14 protein-coding genes are annotated in these 19,447 nt (G+C 59.1%); 6 read left to right on the forward strand and 8 right to left on the reverse strand.

All coding sequences use genetic code 11. The annotated features are described in order from the left end of the window. Positions 1–222: 222 nt before the first annotated feature. Both ACTQ05_RS01660 and ACTQ05_RS01665 read right to left on the reverse strand, forming a co-directional pair. Positions 223–1,245: a 2-keto-3-deoxygluconate permease gene (locus ACTQ05_RS01660; RefSeq protein ID WP_441040829.1), complete on the reverse strand. Its 1,023-nt coding sequence runs from the start codon at positions 1,243–1,245 to the stop codon at positions 223–225. A gap of 108 nt (positions 1,246–1,353) precedes the next feature. Next, entirely contained in the window at positions 1,354–2,103 is a 750-nt protein-coding gene (locus ACTQ05_RS01665; protein WP_427728112.1) for an SDR family NAD(P)-dependent oxidoreductase, read from the reverse strand. 288 nt (positions 2,104–2,391) lie between these two features. Between ACTQ05_RS01665 and ACTQ05_RS01670 the strand changes: the two genes are divergently transcribed. The 4 genes from ACTQ05_RS01670 (at position 2,392) to ACTQ05_RS01685 (ending at position 8,398) form a co-directional block, all read left to right on the forward strand. After that, a complete protein-coding gene (locus ACTQ05_RS01670; RefSeq protein ID WP_154514934.1) occupies positions 2,392–2,841 on the forward strand; it encodes a MarR family winged helix-turn-helix transcriptional regulator in 450 nt (149 codons plus the stop codon). Further along, positions 2,838–5,204 (forward strand): ABC transporter ATP-binding protein, encoded by a 2,367-nt coding sequence (locus ACTQ05_RS01675; protein ID WP_441063010.1) that lies wholly within the window; start codon positions 2,838–2,840, stop codon positions 5,202–5,204. Before ACTQ05_RS01670 ends, ACTQ05_RS01675 begins: the two co-directional genes overlap by 4 nt. Next, positions 5,204–7,060, forward strand: a complete 1,857-nt coding sequence (locus ACTQ05_RS01680) for an ABC transporter ATP-binding protein (RefSeq protein WP_427718168.1) — start codon at positions 5,204–5,206, stop codon at positions 7,058–7,060. The genes ACTQ05_RS01675 and ACTQ05_RS01680 overlap by 1 nt, the downstream gene beginning before the upstream one ends. A gap of 306 nt (positions 7,061–7,366) precedes the next feature. Continuing rightward, the gene (locus tag ACTQ05_RS01685; protein WP_154514938.1) at positions 7,367–8,398 is read left to right on the forward strand and encodes a 3-deoxy-7-phosphoheptulonate synthase; all 1,032 of its coding nucleotides are present in this window, start codon (positions 7,367–7,369) and stop codon (positions 8,396–8,398) included. Between the two features lie 333 nt (positions 8,399–8,731). Here ACTQ05_RS01685 and ACTQ05_RS01690 read toward each other — a convergent pair whose 3' ends face one another. The 3 genes from ACTQ05_RS01690 to ACTQ05_RS01700 all read right to left on the reverse strand — a co-directional run bounded on the left by ACTQ05_RS01690 (position 8,732) and on the right by ACTQ05_RS01700 (position 13,142). Next, complete coding sequence (locus ACTQ05_RS01690; protein ID WP_441537813.1) at positions 8,732–9,937, reverse strand: agmatine deiminase family protein; 1,206 nt, start codon at positions 9,935–9,937, stop codon at positions 8,732–8,734. Between the two features lie 225 nt (positions 9,938–10,162). Continuing rightward, entirely contained in the window at positions 10,163–12,367 is a 2,205-nt protein-coding gene (locus tag ACTQ05_RS01695) for an FtsX-like permease family protein (protein WP_441063009.1), read from the reverse strand. Further along, positions 12,357–13,142, reverse strand: a complete 786-nt coding sequence (locus tag ACTQ05_RS01700) for an ABC transporter ATP-binding protein (protein ID WP_441063008.1) — start codon at positions 13,140–13,142, stop codon at positions 12,357–12,359. The genes ACTQ05_RS01695 and ACTQ05_RS01700 overlap by 11 nt, the downstream gene beginning before the upstream one ends. 261 nt (positions 13,143–13,403) lie before the next feature. Here ACTQ05_RS01700 and vsr point away from each other — a divergent pair, with 261 nt between their 5' ends. Further along, positions 13,404–14,393, forward strand: coding sequence for a DNA mismatch endonuclease Vsr (gene vsr / locus ACTQ05_RS01705; protein ID WP_441537814.1), 990 nt, complete (start codon positions 13,404–13,406; stop codon positions 14,391–14,393). 358 nt (positions 14,394–14,751) lie between these two features. Here vsr and ACTQ05_RS01710 read toward each other — a convergent pair whose 3' ends face one another. Next, on the reverse strand, positions 14,752–15,609 hold the full coding sequence (locus ACTQ05_RS01710; protein ID WP_022095149.1) for a class II fructose-bisphosphate aldolase: 858 nt from the start codon (positions 15,607–15,609) through the stop codon (positions 14,752–14,754). 334 nt (positions 15,610–15,943) lie between these two features. Here ACTQ05_RS01710 and ACTQ05_RS01715 point away from each other — a divergent pair, with 334 nt between their 5' ends. After that, entirely contained in the window at positions 15,944–16,747 is an 804-nt protein-coding gene (locus ACTQ05_RS01715) for a DeoR/GlpR family DNA-binding transcription regulator (protein ID WP_441063006.1), read from the forward strand. 64 nt (positions 16,748–16,811) lie between these two features. On the opposite strand, the gene ACTQ05_RS01720 is transcribed toward ACTQ05_RS01715, so the two are convergent. Both ACTQ05_RS01720 and ACTQ05_RS01725 read right to left on the reverse strand, forming a co-directional pair. Continuing rightward, positions 16,812–17,972: an FprA family A-type flavoprotein gene (locus tag ACTQ05_RS01720; protein WP_441063005.1), complete on the reverse strand. Its 1,161-nt coding sequence runs from the start codon at positions 17,970–17,972 to the stop codon at positions 16,812–16,814. A 129-nt stretch (positions 17,973–18,101) separates the two neighbouring features. After that, positions 18,102–19,088: a LacI family DNA-binding transcriptional regulator gene (locus ACTQ05_RS01725; protein WP_154515200.1), complete on the reverse strand. Its 987-nt coding sequence runs from the start codon at positions 19,086–19,088 to the stop codon at positions 18,102–18,104. Positions 19,089–19,447: the final 359 nt, after the last annotated feature.

Raw genomic sequence — 19,447 nt, forward strand, 5'->3', positions numbered from 1 at the left:
TTTTTAACAAATCCGCAGGAAATGCGAGCGTGAACAACTACCGTTCACCGATTTGTTTGGTATTTTTCCTTGCCTTTGTACGACGTTCACTCTAGCTGTTATGCCAGCTTTATCAGGGTAAAGTGTCCCAGAGACCCACAGAAACTGCAGGGCGGCCCCGGGATTTCCCCCGGGGCCGCCCTGTGGCGTGGCTAGTTATTTAGCTTTGATTGCCGCTTGGCATTAAGCGGCTGCGGTGACCCTGTCGGCCGCGGCCTTTTTGCTGTCGCCGTGACCCTGGCCCTCAAAATGCTTGTAGCACCAGCTGGTGACCAGCGGGGTCAAAATGGCCGTCACGATGGCACACGCTGCAACCTGCGCCGTAGCCGTCGCGAGCACGGCGCCACCGTACATGGCCTCGTTGACACTCGCCATGGCGGCAGGCGTGGCCACATTGGCTCCGGCGCAGCTCGAAATGGCCGCACCTGCGACACCCGTACCGCCCGTGAACTTATCGACCGCGATGACGGGAATTGCAAAGACCACCGAGCAGATCACGCCGAGCAGGATGCCGGGAAGACCGCCGTTGATGAGCTGGCCAAAGGTCATGGTCGAACCCATGGCAAAGAAGACGAGCACGATGATGGCGGAAAGTGCCGGAGCCATCATCTTCTTAAAGCTCGGGAAAAGGTTACCCAGAATAATGCCGACGACGATCGGCAGGATGGCGCCCACGAGCGACCAGCCGATCGGAGCCTGGCCAGCAGCGCCGAGCACGATCATTGTGACCGGAGGGCCGACAACGAGTGTGGTGATGGCGACGGCGCCACGTTCGGCCTCGTTGCCCATGGTGCCCATCAGACCAGCGTACATAGCGTTGTTGGCGCCGGTGCAAGCCGCCAGCATCACCATGGCAGAGATGCCAAACAGGTTGTCGTTGAATACATAAAGGATGAGCAGCGACACGGCAACGACCACGATCTGCTTGACAGCGATGATGATGGCGCCGCGTGCAGCGGCGGCAGGCGCACTTTTAAACGAAATCGTCGTACCGACGATGAGCAAAAAAGCGCCCACGAGTGGGCTTGCACCCTGCTGGGTCATGCCAAGCGTAAAGCTGCCGAGCGTTTTGAACAGGTCGGGGAATAGCGTGTTGAGCAAGCAGCCCAGCAAAAGCGGCACCAAAATATTGGCGCCCGGGATGGACGACATCTTAAAGAACGGCTCCTTTGCAGCCGGCGCCTCCACCGCAGTCGATTCACTCATATATATCTCCTTTGGATGCATGCGAATCGTAGCCGCACGCGTCTATGTCAGAAAGAAAGCGACAACCCCGATTCGCCAGGGTCGCCGCCAAACGATTACCGCGGGGTATTACCCGTCCAGGACGATGCCGCCGTCGCAGTCACCGATCTCGCCGTTCACGAAGCTGGCGAGGTCGGAAGCGAAGAACAGCACCATCTGCGCAGGCTCGCTGGCCTGGGCGGCGCGGCCCAGAGGAATACCGTTGATGATGCGCTGAGAGTTCTCGTCAGAAAGGATCGACGTCATGTCGGTAAGCGTGAGCGACGGGCACACAGCGTTGCAGCGGATGCCGAACTTACCGCCCTCCTTGGCGACCGCCTTGGTAAGGCCGTTGACACCGGCCTTGGAGCTCGCGTAGGCCGCGGTGCCGAGCAGGCCGCCGCCGATCTTGCCAGCAACGGAGCTCACGTTGACGATAGTGCCGGCATGTGCCGCCTTAAAGTGCGGGTACACGGCATTCATCATGGTAAAGGTGCCGTTGAGGTTGATGTCGATGGTGCGACGCCACTCGGTGTCGTCGATCTCGTCAAACTTCTTGGTGCTGATGACACCGGCGCAGTTGATCAGGATGTTGGTTTGCGGCAGGTCCGTAAAAATCTGCTCGACGGTCTCGCGCGCCTTGGGCGCATCGGCGACATCGAGCTGATAGAACTTGTTGCCCTCGCCAAGCTCGGCCACAGCCGCCTCGCCCTTAGCAGCGTTCCTTGCGATGAGCGCGACGTGTCCGCCGCCCGCAACGATACCCTTGGCAATCTCGAGGCCAATGCCCTGAGTGCCACCGGTAACGATCGCGGTTTTACCCGTGAAGTCAAATGCCATGACTCCAACCCCCTTGATTCAGATGTCTCCTTGCGGGAAGTTGGAGCATCGCACATGGCGATAAATGAGTCCCAGTCGTCATGGTGGTGACAACCCCTCGCCTAACCGCGGGCATGATAGTTCTTTGAAACGCTTCAGCAATTGAATTATTTTAAGTCTTTATGCGCTCTTTATATTGCCTAGTGGCCAAGTAGATTTTTGGGACATGTCCAGAAATCTACCGAATAGGATGGTTGAGTGGGGGTATTATTTTTCACCGAAAATAGTTTCTAGTGTTAGGGGTTTTCGGTGAAAGATACCGATTTCCGTGAACTTGGGCGTCAGCTCCTTACCGAGTTCGGCAGTATGCATCAGCGCATTTCGCGCTTTGCGGACAAAGCCCTCAGTGGTGAGATGGCCGTCATGCGCGCCCTCATGCTCGCTGGCGGTTCGCTCACGCCAAGCGAACTCGCCGATCGTGCCTGGGTCTCGAGCGCCCGCATCGCCAATATCCTGCGCGCTCTCGAAGCCAAAGGCTGGGTCGAGCGCGAGCACTCAAAGACCGACCGTCGTCGCGTACACGTCACGGTGACCGACAAGGGATTCCATGATCTCGAAATCAAGCATCGGGAATTCGAGGACCGCACCGCGGCCTTCCTCGAGCAGCTCGGCGAAACAGATACCCAAGAGATGGTGCGCCTTCTTAGGCGTGCCAACGAAATTATCGACCGCAATCAAGAAAGGAGAGATGCCGAGTGAGGATTCTCAAGCTCTTTAAAAAGCATGTCCTGGCACTGTTCGCAGCTATCGTACTTATCGTAATCAGCTGCAACGCCGATCTAGCGCTGCCTACGTATATGAGCGACATCGTCGACGTGGGCGTGCAGCAAGGCGGTATCGCCTCGCCCGTACCTGACACCATTCGCACCGAATCGCTCGACGACCTCGAACTCTTTATGAGCGATAAGGACGCCAAAGCTGTGGAGGCCGTGTTTAGCAAGGCGGATAATAACGGCATTCGAACGTACAAGGGCACCGAGGAGGAGCGCGCCGACGGCGGCAAGATTGCCGACATCGTGAGCCTGCCCGAGACCGTCGTCCTTTCGTTCAACCAGGGCATTGACGCCAACTCCATGGATGACATGATGGGTTCGTCCAGCGAGAATAACAACAACGCCGCCCAGGCCATGCCCACCCCCGAGCAGATGGCGGCAATGACGCCCGAGCAGCTCGCCGAGATGCAGCAGAAGGCCGCGGCAGCGCAGAACATGCAAAAGCAGATTGATACCGACGGCGGTAAGATCACCATGAAGAGCCTGCGCCTAGGCGTTGAAGGCGGCCTAATCGACCAGGGCAAGCTCGTCGAGGGCGCCAACGATATGGCGGACAAAATGGGCTCCATGTCGGGTTCCATCGTGACCCAACGCGCCGTGAGCTATGTACAAGACGAGTACAAGGCGCAGGGCATCGACCCCGCCGACGTGCAGAACGCCTATCTGGGCCGCATGGCAACCACGATGTTTGGTCTGTGCCTGATCTCGCTCATCGCCACCATCCTGACCGGCGCCGTGGCCTCGCGCACCGCCTGTTCCATCGCACGCGACCTGCGCCGCGAGACCTTCAACAAGGTTATGCACTTCTCGCCGGCCGAGGTGGGTAAGTTTAGCCAGGCCTCGCTCATCACCCGCTGCACCAACGACATTCAGCAGATTCAGATGGCCGCAACCCTGTTTATCCGCATGTGCCTGATGGCCCCCGTCATGGGCATCGTCGCCGTCATGCGCGTCCTGGCCAACCACACCGGCCTGGAATGGACCATCGCTGTGGCCATCATCGCGGTCTCGGCCGTCGTCGGCGTGCTTATGGGCCTCACCATGCCCAAGTTCAAAAAGATGCAGAGCTTTGTGGACCGCGTGAACCTCACCGCCCGCGAGCTGCTCGACGGCCTTATGCCCATCCGCTCGTTCAACCGCGAGGAGCATGAGCTCGAGCGTTTTGACAAGGCTTCGCTCGACCTAATGACCACGCAGCTCTACACCAATCGTGCCATGAGCTTTATGATGCCGCTCATGATGCTCGTCATGAACTGCATCACCGTGCTTATCGTCTGGTTTGGCGCGCAGGGCGTGTCCGATGGCGTGATGCAGGTCGGCAACATGATGGCGTTTATCTCCTACACCATGCAGATCGTCATGGCGTTTATGATCCTCACCATGGTTTCGGTCATCCTGCCCCGCGCCGAGGTCGCAGCCGAGCGCGTGGAAGAGGTCATCACCTGCCCCACGAGCATCAACGACCCCGCCTCGCCCAAACTGCCCGCGGCCAGCGCACCGCGCGGTGAGCTCACCTTCCGCGACGTGAGCTTCCAGTATCCCGATGCCCGCGCCGACGTCCTTAGCGGCGTGAACTTCACCACGCATGCCGGTCAGATGCTCGGCATCATTGGTTCCACGGGCTCGGGCAAGTCCACGCTCGTACAGCTGATTCCGCGCTTATACGACGTCACGGGCGGCAGCATTTCACTCGACGGCATCGACGTGCGCGATATGACCCTTTCCGAGCTTCGCCGCCGCATTGGTTACATCCCGCAGCAGGGACGTCTGTTCTCGGGCACCGTGGAGAGCAACCTTAAGTTTGCCGGCGACATGGTAAGCGACGAGAACATGCACGAGGCCGCGCGCATCGCCCAAGCCGAGGACTTTATCGCCGAGCGCGAGGGCGGCTACGACTCCCCCATCAGCCAGGGCGGCTCCAATGTCTCGGGCGGTCAGCGCCAGCGTCTGGCCATCGCCCGCGCGTTGGCAAAAAAGCCCGAGGTCCTGGTGTTCGATGACTCGTTTAGCGCCCTCGACTACAAGACCGACGCGCGCCTGCGCGAAGAGCTTGCCAAAAACGTTACCGACGCCGCGCTCGTTGTCGTAGCCCAGCGCATCGCGACCATCATGCACGCCGACCAGATCATCGTGCTCGACGACGGTCACGTGGTGGGCACTGGTACGCACGAGGAGCTGCTGCACATCTGCCCGGCGTACCTGGAGATCGCACAGTCGCAGCTTTCCGCCGAGGAGCTGGGGCTCACTCAAGAAGAAATTGCAGCCGTTATGGAGGGAGGCGAGCACTAATGGCAGACGAGACCAAGACTCAGATTCCCAAGCCCACCCGCCAGCGCGGTCCCATGGGCCGCATGGGTGGCATGGGCCGCGGCGAGAAGGCCAAGGACTTTAAGGGCGCCATGCGGCAGTTGCTCGGCTATATCGGTCAACACAAGGTTGCCGTGCTTGCCGCCGTCGCCTTTGCCGTGTGCTCGGTCGTCTTTAACATTGTGGGACCCAAGGTGCTCGGCCAGGTTACGACCAAGCTGTTCGAAGGCCTGGTCGCCAAGGTCAACGGTACCGGCGATGTCGACTTTGCCTGGATCGCCAAGACGCTCGGCTTTTTGCTCTGCCTGTATCTGGCAAGCTCTGTTTGCAGCCTCATCCAGGGCTGGCTCATGACCGGCGTCACGCAAAAGATTTGCTACCGCATGCGCAAGGAGATCGCCGCCAAGATCGCTGTCGTGCCGATGAGCTACTTTAACGGACACAGCAAGGGCGATGTGCTCAGCCGCATCACCAACGACGTCGATACGCTGGGTCAGTCGCTCAACCAGAGCGTGACGCAGCTCATCACGTCGGTGACGCAGATTATCGGCGTGCTCGTCATGATGCTGTCGATCAGCCTGCCGCTTACCGGCGTCACCGTGCTCACACTGCCAGCCGCCGCGATTATCCTGACCGTGATGATTCATTTCTCGCAGCCGTACTTCCGCGAGCAGCAGCAGGTCCTGGGCACCGTCAACGGCATTATCGAGGAGGACTTTGCCGGCCAGAACGTCATTCAGGTGTTCGACCGCGCCGAGGCCTCAATCGAAGAGTTCGACCGTCAAAACGACCGCCTCTTTATTAGTGGCTGGCGCTCGCAGTTCCTGTCGGGCCTGATGATGCCGCTTATGAGCTTGGTGGGCAACATGGGCTACGTGGGCGTGGTCGTGGTGGGCGCACAGCTCGCGCTGACCGGCAATGCCACGCCCGGCGACATCCAGAGCTTTATCCAGTACGTTCGCAACTTTACGCAACCCGTGCAGCAGCTGGGCAACGTGAGCAACACGATGCAGTCTATGGCCGCTGCCACCGAGCGCGTCTTTGAGTTCCTGGCCGCGCCCGAGGAGGAGCAGAAGGCCGACGCGCAGATTCCCGAAAAGCGCCCTGGCCATGTGGAGTTTGACCACGTCAAGTTTGGTTACACGCCCGACAAGACCATCATCCACAACTTTAGCTGCGAGGCACAGCCCGGCCAGACCATCGCCATCGTCGGTCCCACCGGCGCGGGCAAGACCACGCTCATTAAGCTGCTACAGCGCTTCTACGACGTGGACGGCGGCTCGCTGCGCGTCGATGGCGTCGACGTACGCGATTGGGACCGCGCGGCACTGCGCGGCGAGTTTGCCATGGTGCTGCAGGATACGTGGCTGTTTAACGGCACCATCCGCGAGAACATCCGCTACGGACGCCCCGATGCAAGCGATGCCGAGGTCGAGGCCGCTGCACGCGCTGCACGCTGCGACCACTTTATCCATACGCTCGCCGGCGGTTACAACTTTATGATCAACGAGGAAGGCACCAACCTTTCGCAGGGCCAACGCCAGCTCGTGACCATTGCCCGCGCCATTTTGGCCGACCGCCCGGCGCTGATTTTGGACGAGGCGACATCCAACGTCGATACCCGCACCGAGGAGCTTATTCAGCGCGCCACGGATGCGCTGATGCAGGGCCGCACCAGCTTTGTTATCGCACACCGCCTGTCCACGATCCGCAACGCCGACGTGATCTTGGTAATTCGCGACGGCGACATCGTCGAGAAGGGCACGCACGACGAGCTGCTCGCCCAGGGCGGCTTCTACGCCGACCTGTACAACTCGCAGTTCGACGAAGCGGCGTAAATTCTGCCGCAGGGAACGAATAACACCCGAGAACGGGGGGCGCAGGACAACCTGCGCTCCCGTTTTTTGTTCTGCGACCCTCAAACCGCCTCCCCTGGGACCAAATCGACGGCCTCTTCCAAGCCGCGTGGCATCATTCCATTCCAGGGCCAGCCAACGTTTATCCAGATAAAACCTGCCAAAATAAACCTGTCCCTTTTTGGCAGGTTTTGGGGTAACGAGGGCTTGCACTTTAGCGTGCGACAGCGGATAATGCCGAGCATTCGACAATGCACACTTTGTCTTATTTGATTGAGGAGGCCCCGTATGGCCATGGAATTCAAGCGCAGGTTGCCGATCCCCATGGAAATCCGCGAGGAAATGCCGCTTTCCGCCGATCTTACCGCCAAAAAACAGGCATTCGACGCCGAGGTCGCCAAGGTCTTTACCGGCGAGGACGCGCGCAAGGTGCTCATCATCGGCCCGTGCTCTGCCGACCGCGAGGACTCGGTGCTTGAGTACATGAGCCGACTGGCCAAGGTCGCCGAAGAGGTCAAGGACAAACTCATCATCATTCCGCGCGTCTACACCAACAAGCCGCGCACCAAGGGCACTGGCTACAAGGGCCTGCTGCACAACCCCGACCCCGAGGCTCCCGACGACCTGCTCGAGGGCGTTAAAGCCATCCGCCATATGCACCTGCGCGTCATCGAGGAGACCGGTTTCTTTACCGCCGATGAGATGCTCTACCCGTCCAACTACCAGTACCTCGTCGACCTGCTGAGCTACGTCGCCGTGGGTGCGCGCTCGGTCGAGAACCAGGAGCATCGTCTGGTGTCGAGCGGCATTTCGGTGCCTGTGGGCATGAAGAACCCCACCGCCGGTTCCACCACCGTTATGCTCAACTCCATCTACGCCGCCCAGGCACATCAAAGCTTCATCTTCCGCAACTGGGAGGTCGAGTGCGACGGCAATCCGCTCGCGCACGCCGTCATGCGTGGCTACATTGGTCTCGACGGTCGTACCTACCCCAATTACCACTACGAGCATCTGGAGCGTCTGGCTGAGCGCTATACCGAGCATGCCGGCTACGCCAACCCGGCGGCGATCATCGACTGCAACCACGACAACTCGGGCAAGCGCCCGCTGGAGCAGCACCGCATCTGCAAGGAGGTGCTCGACAGCTGCCGCCGCAACGAGTCCATCTCCAAGCTGGTCAAGGGCTTTATGATCGAATCCTACCTGGAGGACGGCAACCAGTCTGTCGACGGCGGCGTCTTTGGCAAGTCCATCACCGACCCGTGCCTGGGCTGGGAAAAGACCGACTACCTCATCCACGAGATCGCAGAACGGGTTTAGTTACGCGGTTTTACCAAACCGCGTAACTACTCGACGCTGCAAACCCGCCAGAACGGCAATCTGCCTTTCAGCTTCGACGGCATGACCAAAAGGTCAATGCCGCCTCGCTTCAAGGCACCTTGCTCGCTCTGGCGGGTTTTCGCTGACGTTTTTCGACCTGCATCGTTGCCAGGGTTGGCGCCAATGACTAATGCGATAACTAGCTACGTCGGTCCGCTTGACCGGCTGGGTTTTCGAGGTGCCCCAGGTCGCCGCGAAAGAGGAGCGAAGCGTGCTTTGGTACGCAAGCGACGGTTTGAGCGGCGAGATGGGGTGCCTCGGGAAGACAGACAATTACGCCGAGGGTTCCTGCTGAGTAATGCAGTGGATGTTTCCGCCACCGTAGACGACCTGGTCGGACTGGACGCCGACGCACTTGTAGACGCCCTCGCCCCAGACCTCGTCGTAGATTTTCTGGAGCGTGTCGACGGCCAGCTGGTCGTTCTCGTCGCCGTACTGCGGGACGATGACGCCGTGGTTGGTCACGAGGTAGTTCATGTAGGAGGCGATCAGCGGCTCGTCGGGGACGCGCGGCTCGGCGTTCTCGTCGGCGTCGATGGTGTCGCAGGAAGCCCGATCCATGAACAGTGGGTTCACGGGCATGCAGAGCTTGTAGACCTTCATCTTGCGACCCTTGGCGTCAACGGCGTTGGAGAGGGTCTCGTAGACGGCGTGGCACTGCTCGTAGAACGGATACTCGGGATCGTCAGTCCAGATGCAGGCCATGACGCCCGGAGCGATGAACGTGGCGACGTCATCGATGTGGCCGTTGGTCTCCTCGGGATCGATGCCCTCCTTGACCCAGATGACCTTCTCGACACCCAGGTAATCCTTGAGGTGCTCGTCCATATAGGCGCGAAGTTCCTCGCTCCAGGGCTCGAACTTCCTCTTGAACTTGGGCCAGATGGACTCGGGGTCCTCTTCCTCCTCCAGAACCGCAGAGCAGGTGCGGCCCGGGGAAAGCAGGCACTGGTCGGTCACAACCACGGTGCCTTCGCCGTCGACGGTGATGGAACCGCCCTCGAGAATCATGTCATCGGGACGATAACGACGACAGCCGGAAAGCTCAGCCATCTTAAGGGCGATCTGCTCGTCCTTGTCCCACGGGAAGTACAGGCCGTCGACAAGACCGCCATAAGCGTTGAAGTGCCAGTGGTTGGCGCGTTTATCGCCCTTGCCGTTGATAACAAACGTGGCAGCGGTGTCACGGAACCAAGCGTCGTCGGTGGTCATCTCGATAACGGTGACGTTCTCGTCTTCCTCAAAGACGGCCTTGCAGTTGGCGTAGTCGGCCTGGTTGGCGCATATGGTAACCGGGGTGAACTCGGCAATGGCGCGGGCGATGGCGGCATACTGCTTCTGAGCCGGCTTGGCACCATGGGCCCAAGTGTCGGTGCGATGGGGCCAACCCATCCACACGCGATCCTGCGGAGCGAACTCAGCGGGCATAAAGAAGCCGTCGGCCTTGGGGGTGGACTCGGACTCGGTAATCGTGCGCATAAGGCTTCCTCCAAATCGAACGATCGCTGTCTCGATCTGTAACATCTAGGGGCCGAATCCCCGTCTTGTTGTTACAGATCGAGACAAACCGTATGGCTCGGGACAAACAATCTCAATCTATAACAGATAGAGGCGATTTTGCCAGCCATATGTTACAGATTGAGATAGACGTAAAAACCACCACAAAGGTGCCTGTCCCCTTTGTGGTGGTTCTGGACTAGAAGGTTACTCGCTGTAGCGGGTGGCTATGGCAGCTCGCACCATTCCGGTGCTCATGAGGTAGGTCACCAGGAAGTAGCCACCGTACGCTGCCAGGAAGATCGCGCAAGTGAGGCCCACGGTGCCGCCGATGCTCATATTTCCGAATATACTCACCAGCTCGATGATCACCTTAAGTGCCACAAAGGAGTGCGCCAGGCCCACTGCCAGCGGGAACAGGAAGAATACCGCCTGCTGCGCCATCACCGAATGGCGAATCTGGCGGTCGTCGCAGCCGATCTGTGCCAGCACACGATAGCTGCGGCTGCCGTCGGCCACGTTGGAGAGTTGCTGGATCGACAGAATCGCCGCGCATGCAACGACCAATACAAAGCCGATGTAGATGGCTAGGTAGCTAATAAGACCGTTCATTTGCGCTGCCTGCGTGTACATCTCGGAGCGTGTGATGAAGGTTCCCCAAAACCCCGGCTCCTTGCCGTCAACGAGCAGATTGTCGAGCAGAGTGTATTTAATGCTCTCGTCTGCCTCGGTCGTATCCATCCCCTGTTTGTAGTTAACGAGCAGGCTACTGGAATACGGCTGCAGATTAAGTTGGGACAACAGTTCGTCGGCAACGACGACGGTACCCGGATTACTGCCCATCGCCGAGTTGGCGATGGCCGCCGTATCTTCGTCCGACTTATCGGTTGCGGGTTTGAGCGTATGCCCGCCCAAGGTAAGGGCATGGCCGCCAGCCATATACTTGGTGTACAGGTCGACCAGCTCGCCGCCCATATCACACGTGAGCAGATATTGGTCGCGGCCAATGCTCACCGGCTCCTCGCCCATCATCTGGCGCAGTTTGTTGTACTGGCTCGCCGGCGTCACAAACAGACCCATCGTATCGGCATTGCTACCCCCGAACGCCTTGGGAAGCTTTTCGCCCATGGTCTTGCACATCTCACTTGGGGTCACCGAAGGATTCGAGCCGCCAACCGGGTAACTCAGATACGAATCGATCTGTACATGCTCACCGGCAACATCGGCGATATCGACCTTCTTGCCGGTCTCGTCGTTGTTGTCCGCCGACTCGCCCTTGCCGTGCCATGCGGGGTACAAATCGACCGTTGTATCGGCCAGCACCATGCGATCGGCTTCATCAGACGGATTGACGTACTCTTTGTAGTAGTCGAGAGTATCGGGCGTGTAATAGACATACGTCTGAGACACATCAACAGGGTTATAGCGCTCCAGGTTTTCGTTCATCACGTTGGCAATCGACATACCGCACGTCACCGAGGTGATGGCCAAAAACAGGAGCATCGCGATGACGCCCATCGAAAAGCACACCGTGTTGACCTTGGCCGCAAGCTGGCGCACGATAAACATGTTGAGGCCGCGCCAATACACGCCGCGCAGGCTCTGCAGCAGCTTGATAAGCATGCCCGAGAGTCCCCAAAACAGGGCAAAGGTACCCACGGTAACCATAGCGGTCGTAATGCCAAACTGGTTCATGGCCTCTTGCAGCTTGCTGTCCGTCGCGGTTAGCGGGAACCCATCACGTAGCAGACGGTAATAGGCCACGCCCACAAGCACCACGCCCACGGCAAAGATGGCAATCGCGATCCAGGGGTTGCGTGTCTTGATGCTCTCGTTGCGACGCTCGGCACCCATAAGCTCGATGAGTTTGGTACGACGCACGGCGCGAAGGTTCAGCAGTAGCGTGAGCACAAACATTACGAGCATGCAGGCAAGGGTCAGGTTGAACGCATGCACCGAGAAAAAGAAGTGGAAATTGGCGATCTGTGTCTTAAAGAGCGAGGCCGTAAAGAACGTCATGAGCTGGGAGAGTCCCACACCCAGCACAATGCCGGCGACAAAGGCCACAACCGATACTATCACGGTCTCGAGCGCCATGATCGTGGCGACGCGCCCGCGCCCCATACCGAGCACCTGGTACAGGCCAAACTCCTTCTTGCGGCGTTTCATGATGAAGTTATTGGCATACACCATCAAAAAGGCCATGACACCGGCCAAAAAGTACGTCAGGTAGCCGAGCATGCTGCCCATAACCTGCGCCAAGCCCTCTTCATCGATTCCGGCGATGTCGACCTGCATCGAGATGGTATTAAAGGCATAGAAGACCGTGACGCCCAGGGTGAGCGTCAAAAGGTAGACGAGGTAGTCGCGGCCGGCGCGGCGGACGTTGCCCCAAGCGAGTTTACAGAGCATCGGAGCCCTCACCGCCCATCATGGCAACGACCTCCATAATGCGGTCGAAGAACTCGCGGCGGCCGGTGTCTCCGCGGCGCAGCTCGGTGAAGATCTTGCCGTCGCGAATAAACAGCACACGGCTCGTGTAGCTGGCGGCAAAGCTGTCGTGCGTGACCATGAGCACGGTGGCGCGCAGGCGGCGGTTAAGGGCCTCCAGGCTCTCGAGCAGCAGGCGAGCGCTCTTGGAATCGAGGGCGCCGGTGGGCTCGTCGGCCATGATCATGGTGGGGTCGGTGACGAGCGCGCGAGCCGCGGCAACGCGCTGCTGCTGACCGCCGGACATCTGGTAGGGATACTTGTCGAGCACCTGACTGATGGACAGGCGCGCTGCCACATCCTGCACGCGGGTCGAGATCTCTGCCGAGTTTGTGCGGGCGATGGTGAGCGGCAGGGCGATGTTCTCGCGTGCCGTGAGCGTATCGAGCAGGTTGGAGTCCTGGAAGATAAAACCAAGCTCCTCGCGGCGGAACTGCGAAAGCTTAGCCTGCTTCATGCGCGTCACGTCCTGGCCGTTGATGCGGATCGCGCCGCTTGTGGCACTATCGATGGTCGACACGCAGTTGAGCAACGTCGACTTACCCGAGCCCGAAGCGCCCATGATGCCAACGAATTCGCCGCGGTTGACGGTAAAGCTGACGTCGTTGAGCGCGCGGGTCACGTTGCCCAGCGCTCCGTATACCTTTTCGAGATGCACGACTTCCAGTACCGGGGTCGCCATGTGCGTGGTTTGCATACCGAGTCCTTTCTTGCGATTAGTCTACGGCATCTATAGTCGCAAGAAGCCGAGTCGGCTACCATCGATATCGCTTACGCTTGCCTTACCGTTGCGTAAGGTAGGGGTAGTCTTTTTGGGACGGGGCTTTTTAGCTACCCTATCCGTAGCCTTCGAAGCATGAGGCCGCATTTGACATAGGGCAGCTAAAAAAGCCCCGTCCCAAAAAGACTACCCAAATGAGCTGCCTTGTCATGTGTCGATGTTGAGAGAGGACTCCTGTTGAAGACTGTTCATGTTGCCGCTGGGATCATTCGCAAGGAAGGATCCGATGAGCTGCTTGCCGTGCAGCGCGGCTACGGCGACATGCAGGGACTTTGGGAGTTCCCCGGTGGCAAGCTCATGCGCGGCGAGACGCCCGAGGACGCCGTACGCCGCGAGCTCATGGAAGAGCTGCAGGTAAAAGTCACCAACCTGCGCGATTTCTATACCGTTGAGTACGACTACCCCGATTTTCATCTCTCCATGGAGTGCTACTACTGCTCGCTCGCCGATGACTCCGATGAGCCCCAGAAGCACGACCGCCAGCTCGATATCCGCTGGATTCCGCGCACCTCGCTTGCCACCGTTGAGTGGATGCCCGCCGACAAAGGGCTTATCGATGCTCTGATTGAGTTGAAGGAAGATCGGCTTGAGGCCAACGGCGCCGCCGATGACGCCACGCCCAACACGGCCGACAAACCCGCCACCAAGCCCAAGCGCGCACCTAAGCGCCGCAGCAAAAAGCGTCCCAAGCCAGGTCTGCTCGACGGCATCGATACCTCGGACCTCTCCGCTGACGAGCGCGAACTGGTGCGCCGTCGCGCCGCTATAAAAAAGTCCATGAAGGGCAACAAGCGCGCCAACACCAAACCCGAGCTGCTCGTTCGCCAGCGCCTGCGGGCAGCGGGCCTTACGGGATACCGTCTGGAATGGAAGGTACCCGGCAAGCCCGACATCGCCTTTCCCGGGCGCAAGATCGCCATTTTCGTCAACGGCTGCTTTTGGCATCGCTGCCCTAAGTGCAATCCGAGCCAGCCCAAGCGCAATGTTGAGTTTTGGGAGGCAAAGTTTCGCCGCAACGTCGAGCGCGACCGAGCCGCCATCGATGCGCTTACCCAAATGGGCTGGACGCCCATCACCGTCTGGGAATGTGAGCTCAAGAAAGACCGCATCGACGCCACCATGGAAAAGGTCATCGAACAGGTACGCGCCGCCGCACCGCAGCGCTAACAGCGATCATTCACACGCTCCGCACGTCCGCGCCACATCCGAGCCGCAAACCTTAGAAAGCCCTTAAGCTCAAAACCTTTCAAGAGTGTTATTCGATACCTTTGACCTGCAGTTTCACTGTTATAACAAACCTGATTAAGCCTTTCTTTAGTGCTTCTTTGCAGCAGCCGCGGCATAATACTGCCAACGAACGGGACCTAGCAGCACACCCCGTGCGCAACCTTTTGGTGGACATCGAGACGGAGGAAGCCCCGCAGCGCGTGCGCGCAGCGGGGCTTCCGACATGTCCGAGGACGTTCTGAGAGATAGGCCCTTTTCCGTTTCCAGACGGCCCGGTGGGATCGGAGTACCCTTGCTGTTACTCTGCTTTGCCCACAGAGTTGAGGTTGGTCATGCGGATCTTAACCAGCTCGGTGATCTCACGCATGCCCTCCTTGGCCGGCTTCTTGGGATCGAAGCAGGCGGGGTTCTCGGCCATGTAGGCCATGAAGCCCTTGGTGTAGGCCTGACGCAGCTCGGTAGCGTAGTTAACCTTGCAGATGCCGTTCTTCACAGCCTCGGCAACCTGCTCATCGGGCACACCGGAAGTGCCGTGCAGAACCAGCGGCACGTCGACGGCGTCGCGGATGGCCTTGACCACGGACTGCTCGATGTGCGGATCGCTCGTGTACACGCCGTGGCTGGTGCCAACGCCAATGGCCAGCGAGGTGCAGCCGGTGCGCTCGACGAACTCCTTGGCCTCGGCAGGATCGGTGTAGGGGCTCTCGCCCTCAACCGCGGGACCGTCGTCCTCCTTGCCGCCAACCTTGCCGAGCTCGGCCTCGACGGGCACGCCCATGGCGCGGCCAGCGTCGGCGACGGACTTGGTCAGGGCAATGTTGTCCTCGAAGGACTCGTGCGAGCCGTCGATCATGACGGAGGTGTAGCCCGTGCGGAAAGCCTGCATGCAGCGGTCATAGCCATCGCCGTGATCGAGGTGCAGAGCGACGGGCACGGAAGCGCGCTCGGCAGCGGCCTTCACCATGCCGTAGAAGTAGTCCAGACCAGCGGTCTTGATGGTGCCCGGGGTGGTCTGCATGATGACGGGGGACTTAGTCTCCTCGGCAGCGGCCAGAACGGCCATAACAAACTCGAGGTTCTCGACGTTGAACGCGCCGACGGCGTAGTGACCGGCCTGAGCGTCCTTGAGCATCTTTTCGGTGGTAACAAGTGCCATGAGCGTTTGCTCCTCTCCCTCGCCCGCATCTGGACATCGGGCGTAGTTGTTCACAAGGCGTTTTACCTTGCGTTTTACTGCGCTCATTGTATGAAATTCAGCGGCTTTGCACGTGCGAGATATTGAGTCCATGCAGGCCAATACAATCGTTTTTGAAAAGTAAACGGAAGGAATCGGAACCGAGTGGGCGTGTTCGATATTGAATTTTGAGCGTTTAGCGTCTTTCTTTTATAGAAAAGATAAGTAATCGAAAGGTGTTTTCTTACTCAAAAAGAAAATGAACGAAAATAGAGTCAACACAATTCCTGCAAATATAGCCGAGAATGGAGCAAACATGGCCCAAGCTACCAACCGTGCTTTTGCTGACGAGCGCCGTACCGCCATTATGGAAATACTCGAGCATAACGCCTCGGTGCAGGTAGCAGAAATCGCCCAGACCTTTGGCGTGTCCTCCGTCACCGCCCGCGCCGACCTGGACGCGCTCGCCGAAGCAGGCAAGCTGCGTCGCACACATGGTGGTGCCGTATCGCTCCACAAACGCCTGACCGTCTCCACGCAGGATCGCCGCATCAATGTCAACGTCGCCGCCAAGCAGGCCATCGCGCAAAGCGCCATCGAGTTCGTTAATGACGGCGACACGCTGCTCGTCGACTCGGGCACCACGGCGCTCGAATTCGTCCGGCTCCTCGATCAGCGCGACGGCATCACCGTTATCACGGCCGACATTACCATCGCCGATTATATCGACGAGAGCATGCCCTCGGTCGATGTCGTTATGCTGGGCGGGGCACTGCGCAAAGGTCATCGCTATCTGTACGGCCCACTTACCATGCAGGCGCTCCAAATGGTCCACGCCGACCTTGCCGTCATGTGTCCTGGCGCTTTTGTTCCCGGCTGCGGCTTTACGACCGACTTTCCGCAGATGGCCGAGACCAAAGCGGCTATGGTCGGTGCCGCCCGTCAAAGCGTCGCCCTCATGGACGCCAGTAAGGTCAACGGACGCGGCATGTACCGTTTTGCCGAGCTTGCCGACGTCGACATCATCGTGATGGACAGCGACCCCGACGCCGCCGTCGCCACCTCAATCGCCGAGGCCGCCGACAGCGCACGTCCAGCCCTCATCATCGCCGGCGCTTAAACAAAAACCACCACAAAGGGCCTGTCCCTTTGTGGTGGTTTTGCCCGTTAAAAGCGAAATATCGCTACTTGGAAAGCTCGTCGGCGAGGGCCTCGATCTGGGCGCGCGATGTGTCGTTGAGCGATCCCAGCACGGTCACCTTGTTCTGCGCCAGGGTGATGTCCTTCATGCCCTCGAGCTCCTTGGTCATAACCTTGGCAGCGGTGGGCGCCCAGGAACCGGCCTCGACGAGCGCCACGGTGCGGTTCTGGTAGGCATGCTCGGCAAGCGTGTGGATAAAGGTGCTCATGAACGGGAAGATCTCGCCCTGATAGGTGATAGAGGCGAGCACCAGGCGGTCATAGCGGAACGCATCCTCAACGGCCTCGGCCATGTCGTCGCGAGCCAGGTCAAAGACGGAAACCTTCTGGCCGCGAGCCTCGAGCGCTGCGGCGAGCTCCTCGACAGCGGCCTTCAGATGGCCGTAGACACTCGCATAGGCAATCGTGATGCCCTCGTCCTCGGGCTGATAGCTCGACCAGGTGTTGTAGGTGTCGAGGTAATAGCCCAGATTCTCGGTAAGGACAGGACCGTGGAGCGGGCAGATGATCTGAATATCCAGATCGGCAGCCTTTTTGAGCACGGCCTGCACAAACTTGCCGAACTTACCGACGATGCCAAAGTAGTAGCGGCGAGCCTCGCAAGCCCAGCCCTCGGGATCCTCGATGTCGTTGGCGCCAAACTTGCCAAAGCCGTCGGCGCTAAAGAGCACCTTGTCGGTGGCCTCATAGGAGAAGAGCACCTCGGGCCAGTGAACATTGGGGGCACCGACAAACGTCAGGCTGTGGCCGCCCAGGTCGAGCACATCGCCCTCTTTGACAACCATTTTGCGCTCGGGGAAGTCGGTGCCAAAGTAGTTGACCATCATGCGGAAAGCACCCATGCTGGCCACAATCTGCGCCTGGGGATAGCGCTCCATAAAGGCGGCGATACCGGCGGAGTGATCAGGCTCCATATGATGGATGACCAGGTAGTCGGGCGTACGGCCATCGAGCGCGGCCTCGAGGTTGCCGAGCCACTCGTCGACAAAACCACCGTCGACCGAATCGGCGACAGCGATTTTATCGCCCAAGATAACGTAGCTGTTGTATGCCATACCGTTCTCGGACACATCGTACTGGCCCTCGAACAAGTCAATGTCGTGGTCGTCGACGCCAATGTAGCGGATATCCTTGGTGATCTCCATCAGACAAAGCCTCCTAGATAGACAAAATAACCTGTCTATAATAGCACTTGGCAGCATTCCAACTGTTATCTGCCGGCATCCTTACCGATTGTTATTGAAATACGATAAATCGTCGTTTACCTGCGCAAACTATGAGCGTGGCATCGCCGTGCTATGTCGAATAATGAGCTGGCCGGGAATACGGATAGCAACGGTTTTGCCCGCCGTACCCGCCTCGGGAACCGCGTGCTCAAACACCTCGCGTCCACGCTGATGTAAATCGAATCGAACGGTCGTGAGCTCGTTATGCGCGACAAAGTCGTCGAGCGAATCGTCGACGCCCACCACGCTTACGTCCTCGGGCACGCGCAGGCCGCTATCACGCAGCGCGGCAATCGCGCCATTTGCCATCTGATCGTTTGCCGCATAAATCGCCGTCATGGTGCGATCGTGCTCGGCCAGGTACCTGCCGGCCTCGTAGCCGCTGTTGGCAGACCAGTCGCCCTCGAGCGGCGCCTGCGGCTTAATGTGCTTGTGCTCGAGCGCATCCTGCCAGCCGGCGCGACGAAATTGCTCGTCGACCGAGAACGACGGGCCGCCAATATAGCGAATTTGCTCGTGCCCCAGCTCAAACAGATGATCCATAAGCAAGAGCGAGCAGCCGTAATGGTCGGAGTCGACCGTGGTCACCCGCGGGTGCGCGTACATGGTAACAATAACCGTGCCAATGCCCGGCAGCGGATCAAACGTCTCAAAATCGGGCGCCATGCGGCTCATGCCGATGATGATGCCGTCCACCGGCAGCGCAGCCATACGACGCGTGGCCTCGGCAAGCGAAAACTCCTCGGTCTTGGACATCTCGACCAGCGTGATGGCGCAATTATGCTCTCGAGCAGCGCTGGCGATGCCATCGATCATTGAGAGGTTGCCAAACTTGGTGATATCGTTGACGCACAGACCGACCGAATGGTAACGGCCGTCGCGCAGCGAGCGGCCGGCATAACTCGGACGAAAACCGAGCTCTTGCATAGCGGCCTGCACGCGCTGGCGCGTCTGCTCGTTAACGTTGGGCAAGCCGTTGGCGACGCGCGAAACCGTCTGCTGCGAAACACCGGCAGCGCGGGCGACGTCGGCCATGGAGACCGGACGCGTACCTGTATCGTTGGACGAGTGCCTTGCCACAGAATCACCTTCACCCTTGCGAGATCTGAATAGCGTGCATGCCGGCCCGGGCAGAAATACACCCCGCGCCGAGGCCCGCTATCGTCGGACGCATGTTAACGTACTCTACTTTTTCTATCTGCATCTCTTCTGCTTTATAAGTCCATACGGCGGTACCGTTCACGGCTGTAATTCTACCGACTACCGGATTCTCAAAAAGTGACAAGCGATCTGTTATGAGTACGTTAACATAGCCCGTAACGTGCGGCATCGTGAACACTTGGTTCATGCTGCTTCAAGTTGTTAACGTACTCATAGCGACGCAAAACTCACCC

Source organism: Collinsella sp. LCP21S3_A9, from assembly GCF_052118785.1.
GTDB lineage: Bacteria > Actinomycetota > Coriobacteriia > Coriobacteriales > Coriobacteriaceae > Collinsella.

Bases quoted from the DNA above. Each gene is read 5' to 3' on its own strand.
- ACTQ05_RS01685 (WP_154514938.1), top strand. From the start codon at position 7,367: ATGGCCATGGAATTCAAGCGCAGGTTGCCGATCCCCATGGAAATCCGC.
- ACTQ05_RS01710 (WP_022095149.1), bottom strand. From the start codon at position 15,609: ATGGCACTTGTTACCACCGAAAAGATGCTCAAGGACGCTCAGGCCGGT.
- ACTQ05_RS01720 (WP_441063005.1), bottom strand. From the start codon at position 17,972: ATGGAGATCACCAAGGATATCCGCTACATTGGCGTCGACGACCACGAC.
- ACTQ05_RS01680 (WP_427718168.1), top strand. From the start codon at position 5,204: ATGGCAGACGAGACCAAGACTCAGATTCCCAAGCCCACCCGCCAGCGC.
- ACTQ05_RS01700 (WP_441063008.1), bottom strand. From the start codon at position 13,142: ATGCAAACCACGCACATGGCGACCCCGGTACTGGAAGTCGTGCATCTC.
- ACTQ05_RS01725 (WP_154515200.1), bottom strand. From the start codon at position 19,088: ATGGCCGACGTCGCCCGCGCTGCCGGTGTTTCGCAGCAGACGGTTTCG.
- ACTQ05_RS01660 (WP_441040829.1), bottom strand. From the start codon at position 1,245: ATGAGTGAATCGACTGCGGTGGAGGCGCCGGCTGCAAAGGAGCCGTTC.
- ACTQ05_RS01715 (WP_441063006.1), top strand. From the start codon at position 15,944: ATGGCCCAAGCTACCAACCGTGCTTTTGCTGACGAGCGCCGTACCGCC.
- ACTQ05_RS01690 (WP_441537813.1), bottom strand. From the start codon at position 9,937: ATGCGCACGATTACCGAGTCCGAGTCCACCCCCAAGGCCGACGGCTTC.
- ACTQ05_RS01665 (WP_427728112.1), bottom strand. From the start codon at position 2,103: ATGGCATTTGACTTCACGGGTAAAACCGCGATCGTTACCGGTGGCACT.
- ACTQ05_RS01695 (WP_441063009.1), bottom strand. From the start codon at position 12,367: ATGCTCTGTAAACTCGCTTGGGGCAACGTCCGCCGCGCCGGCCGCGAC.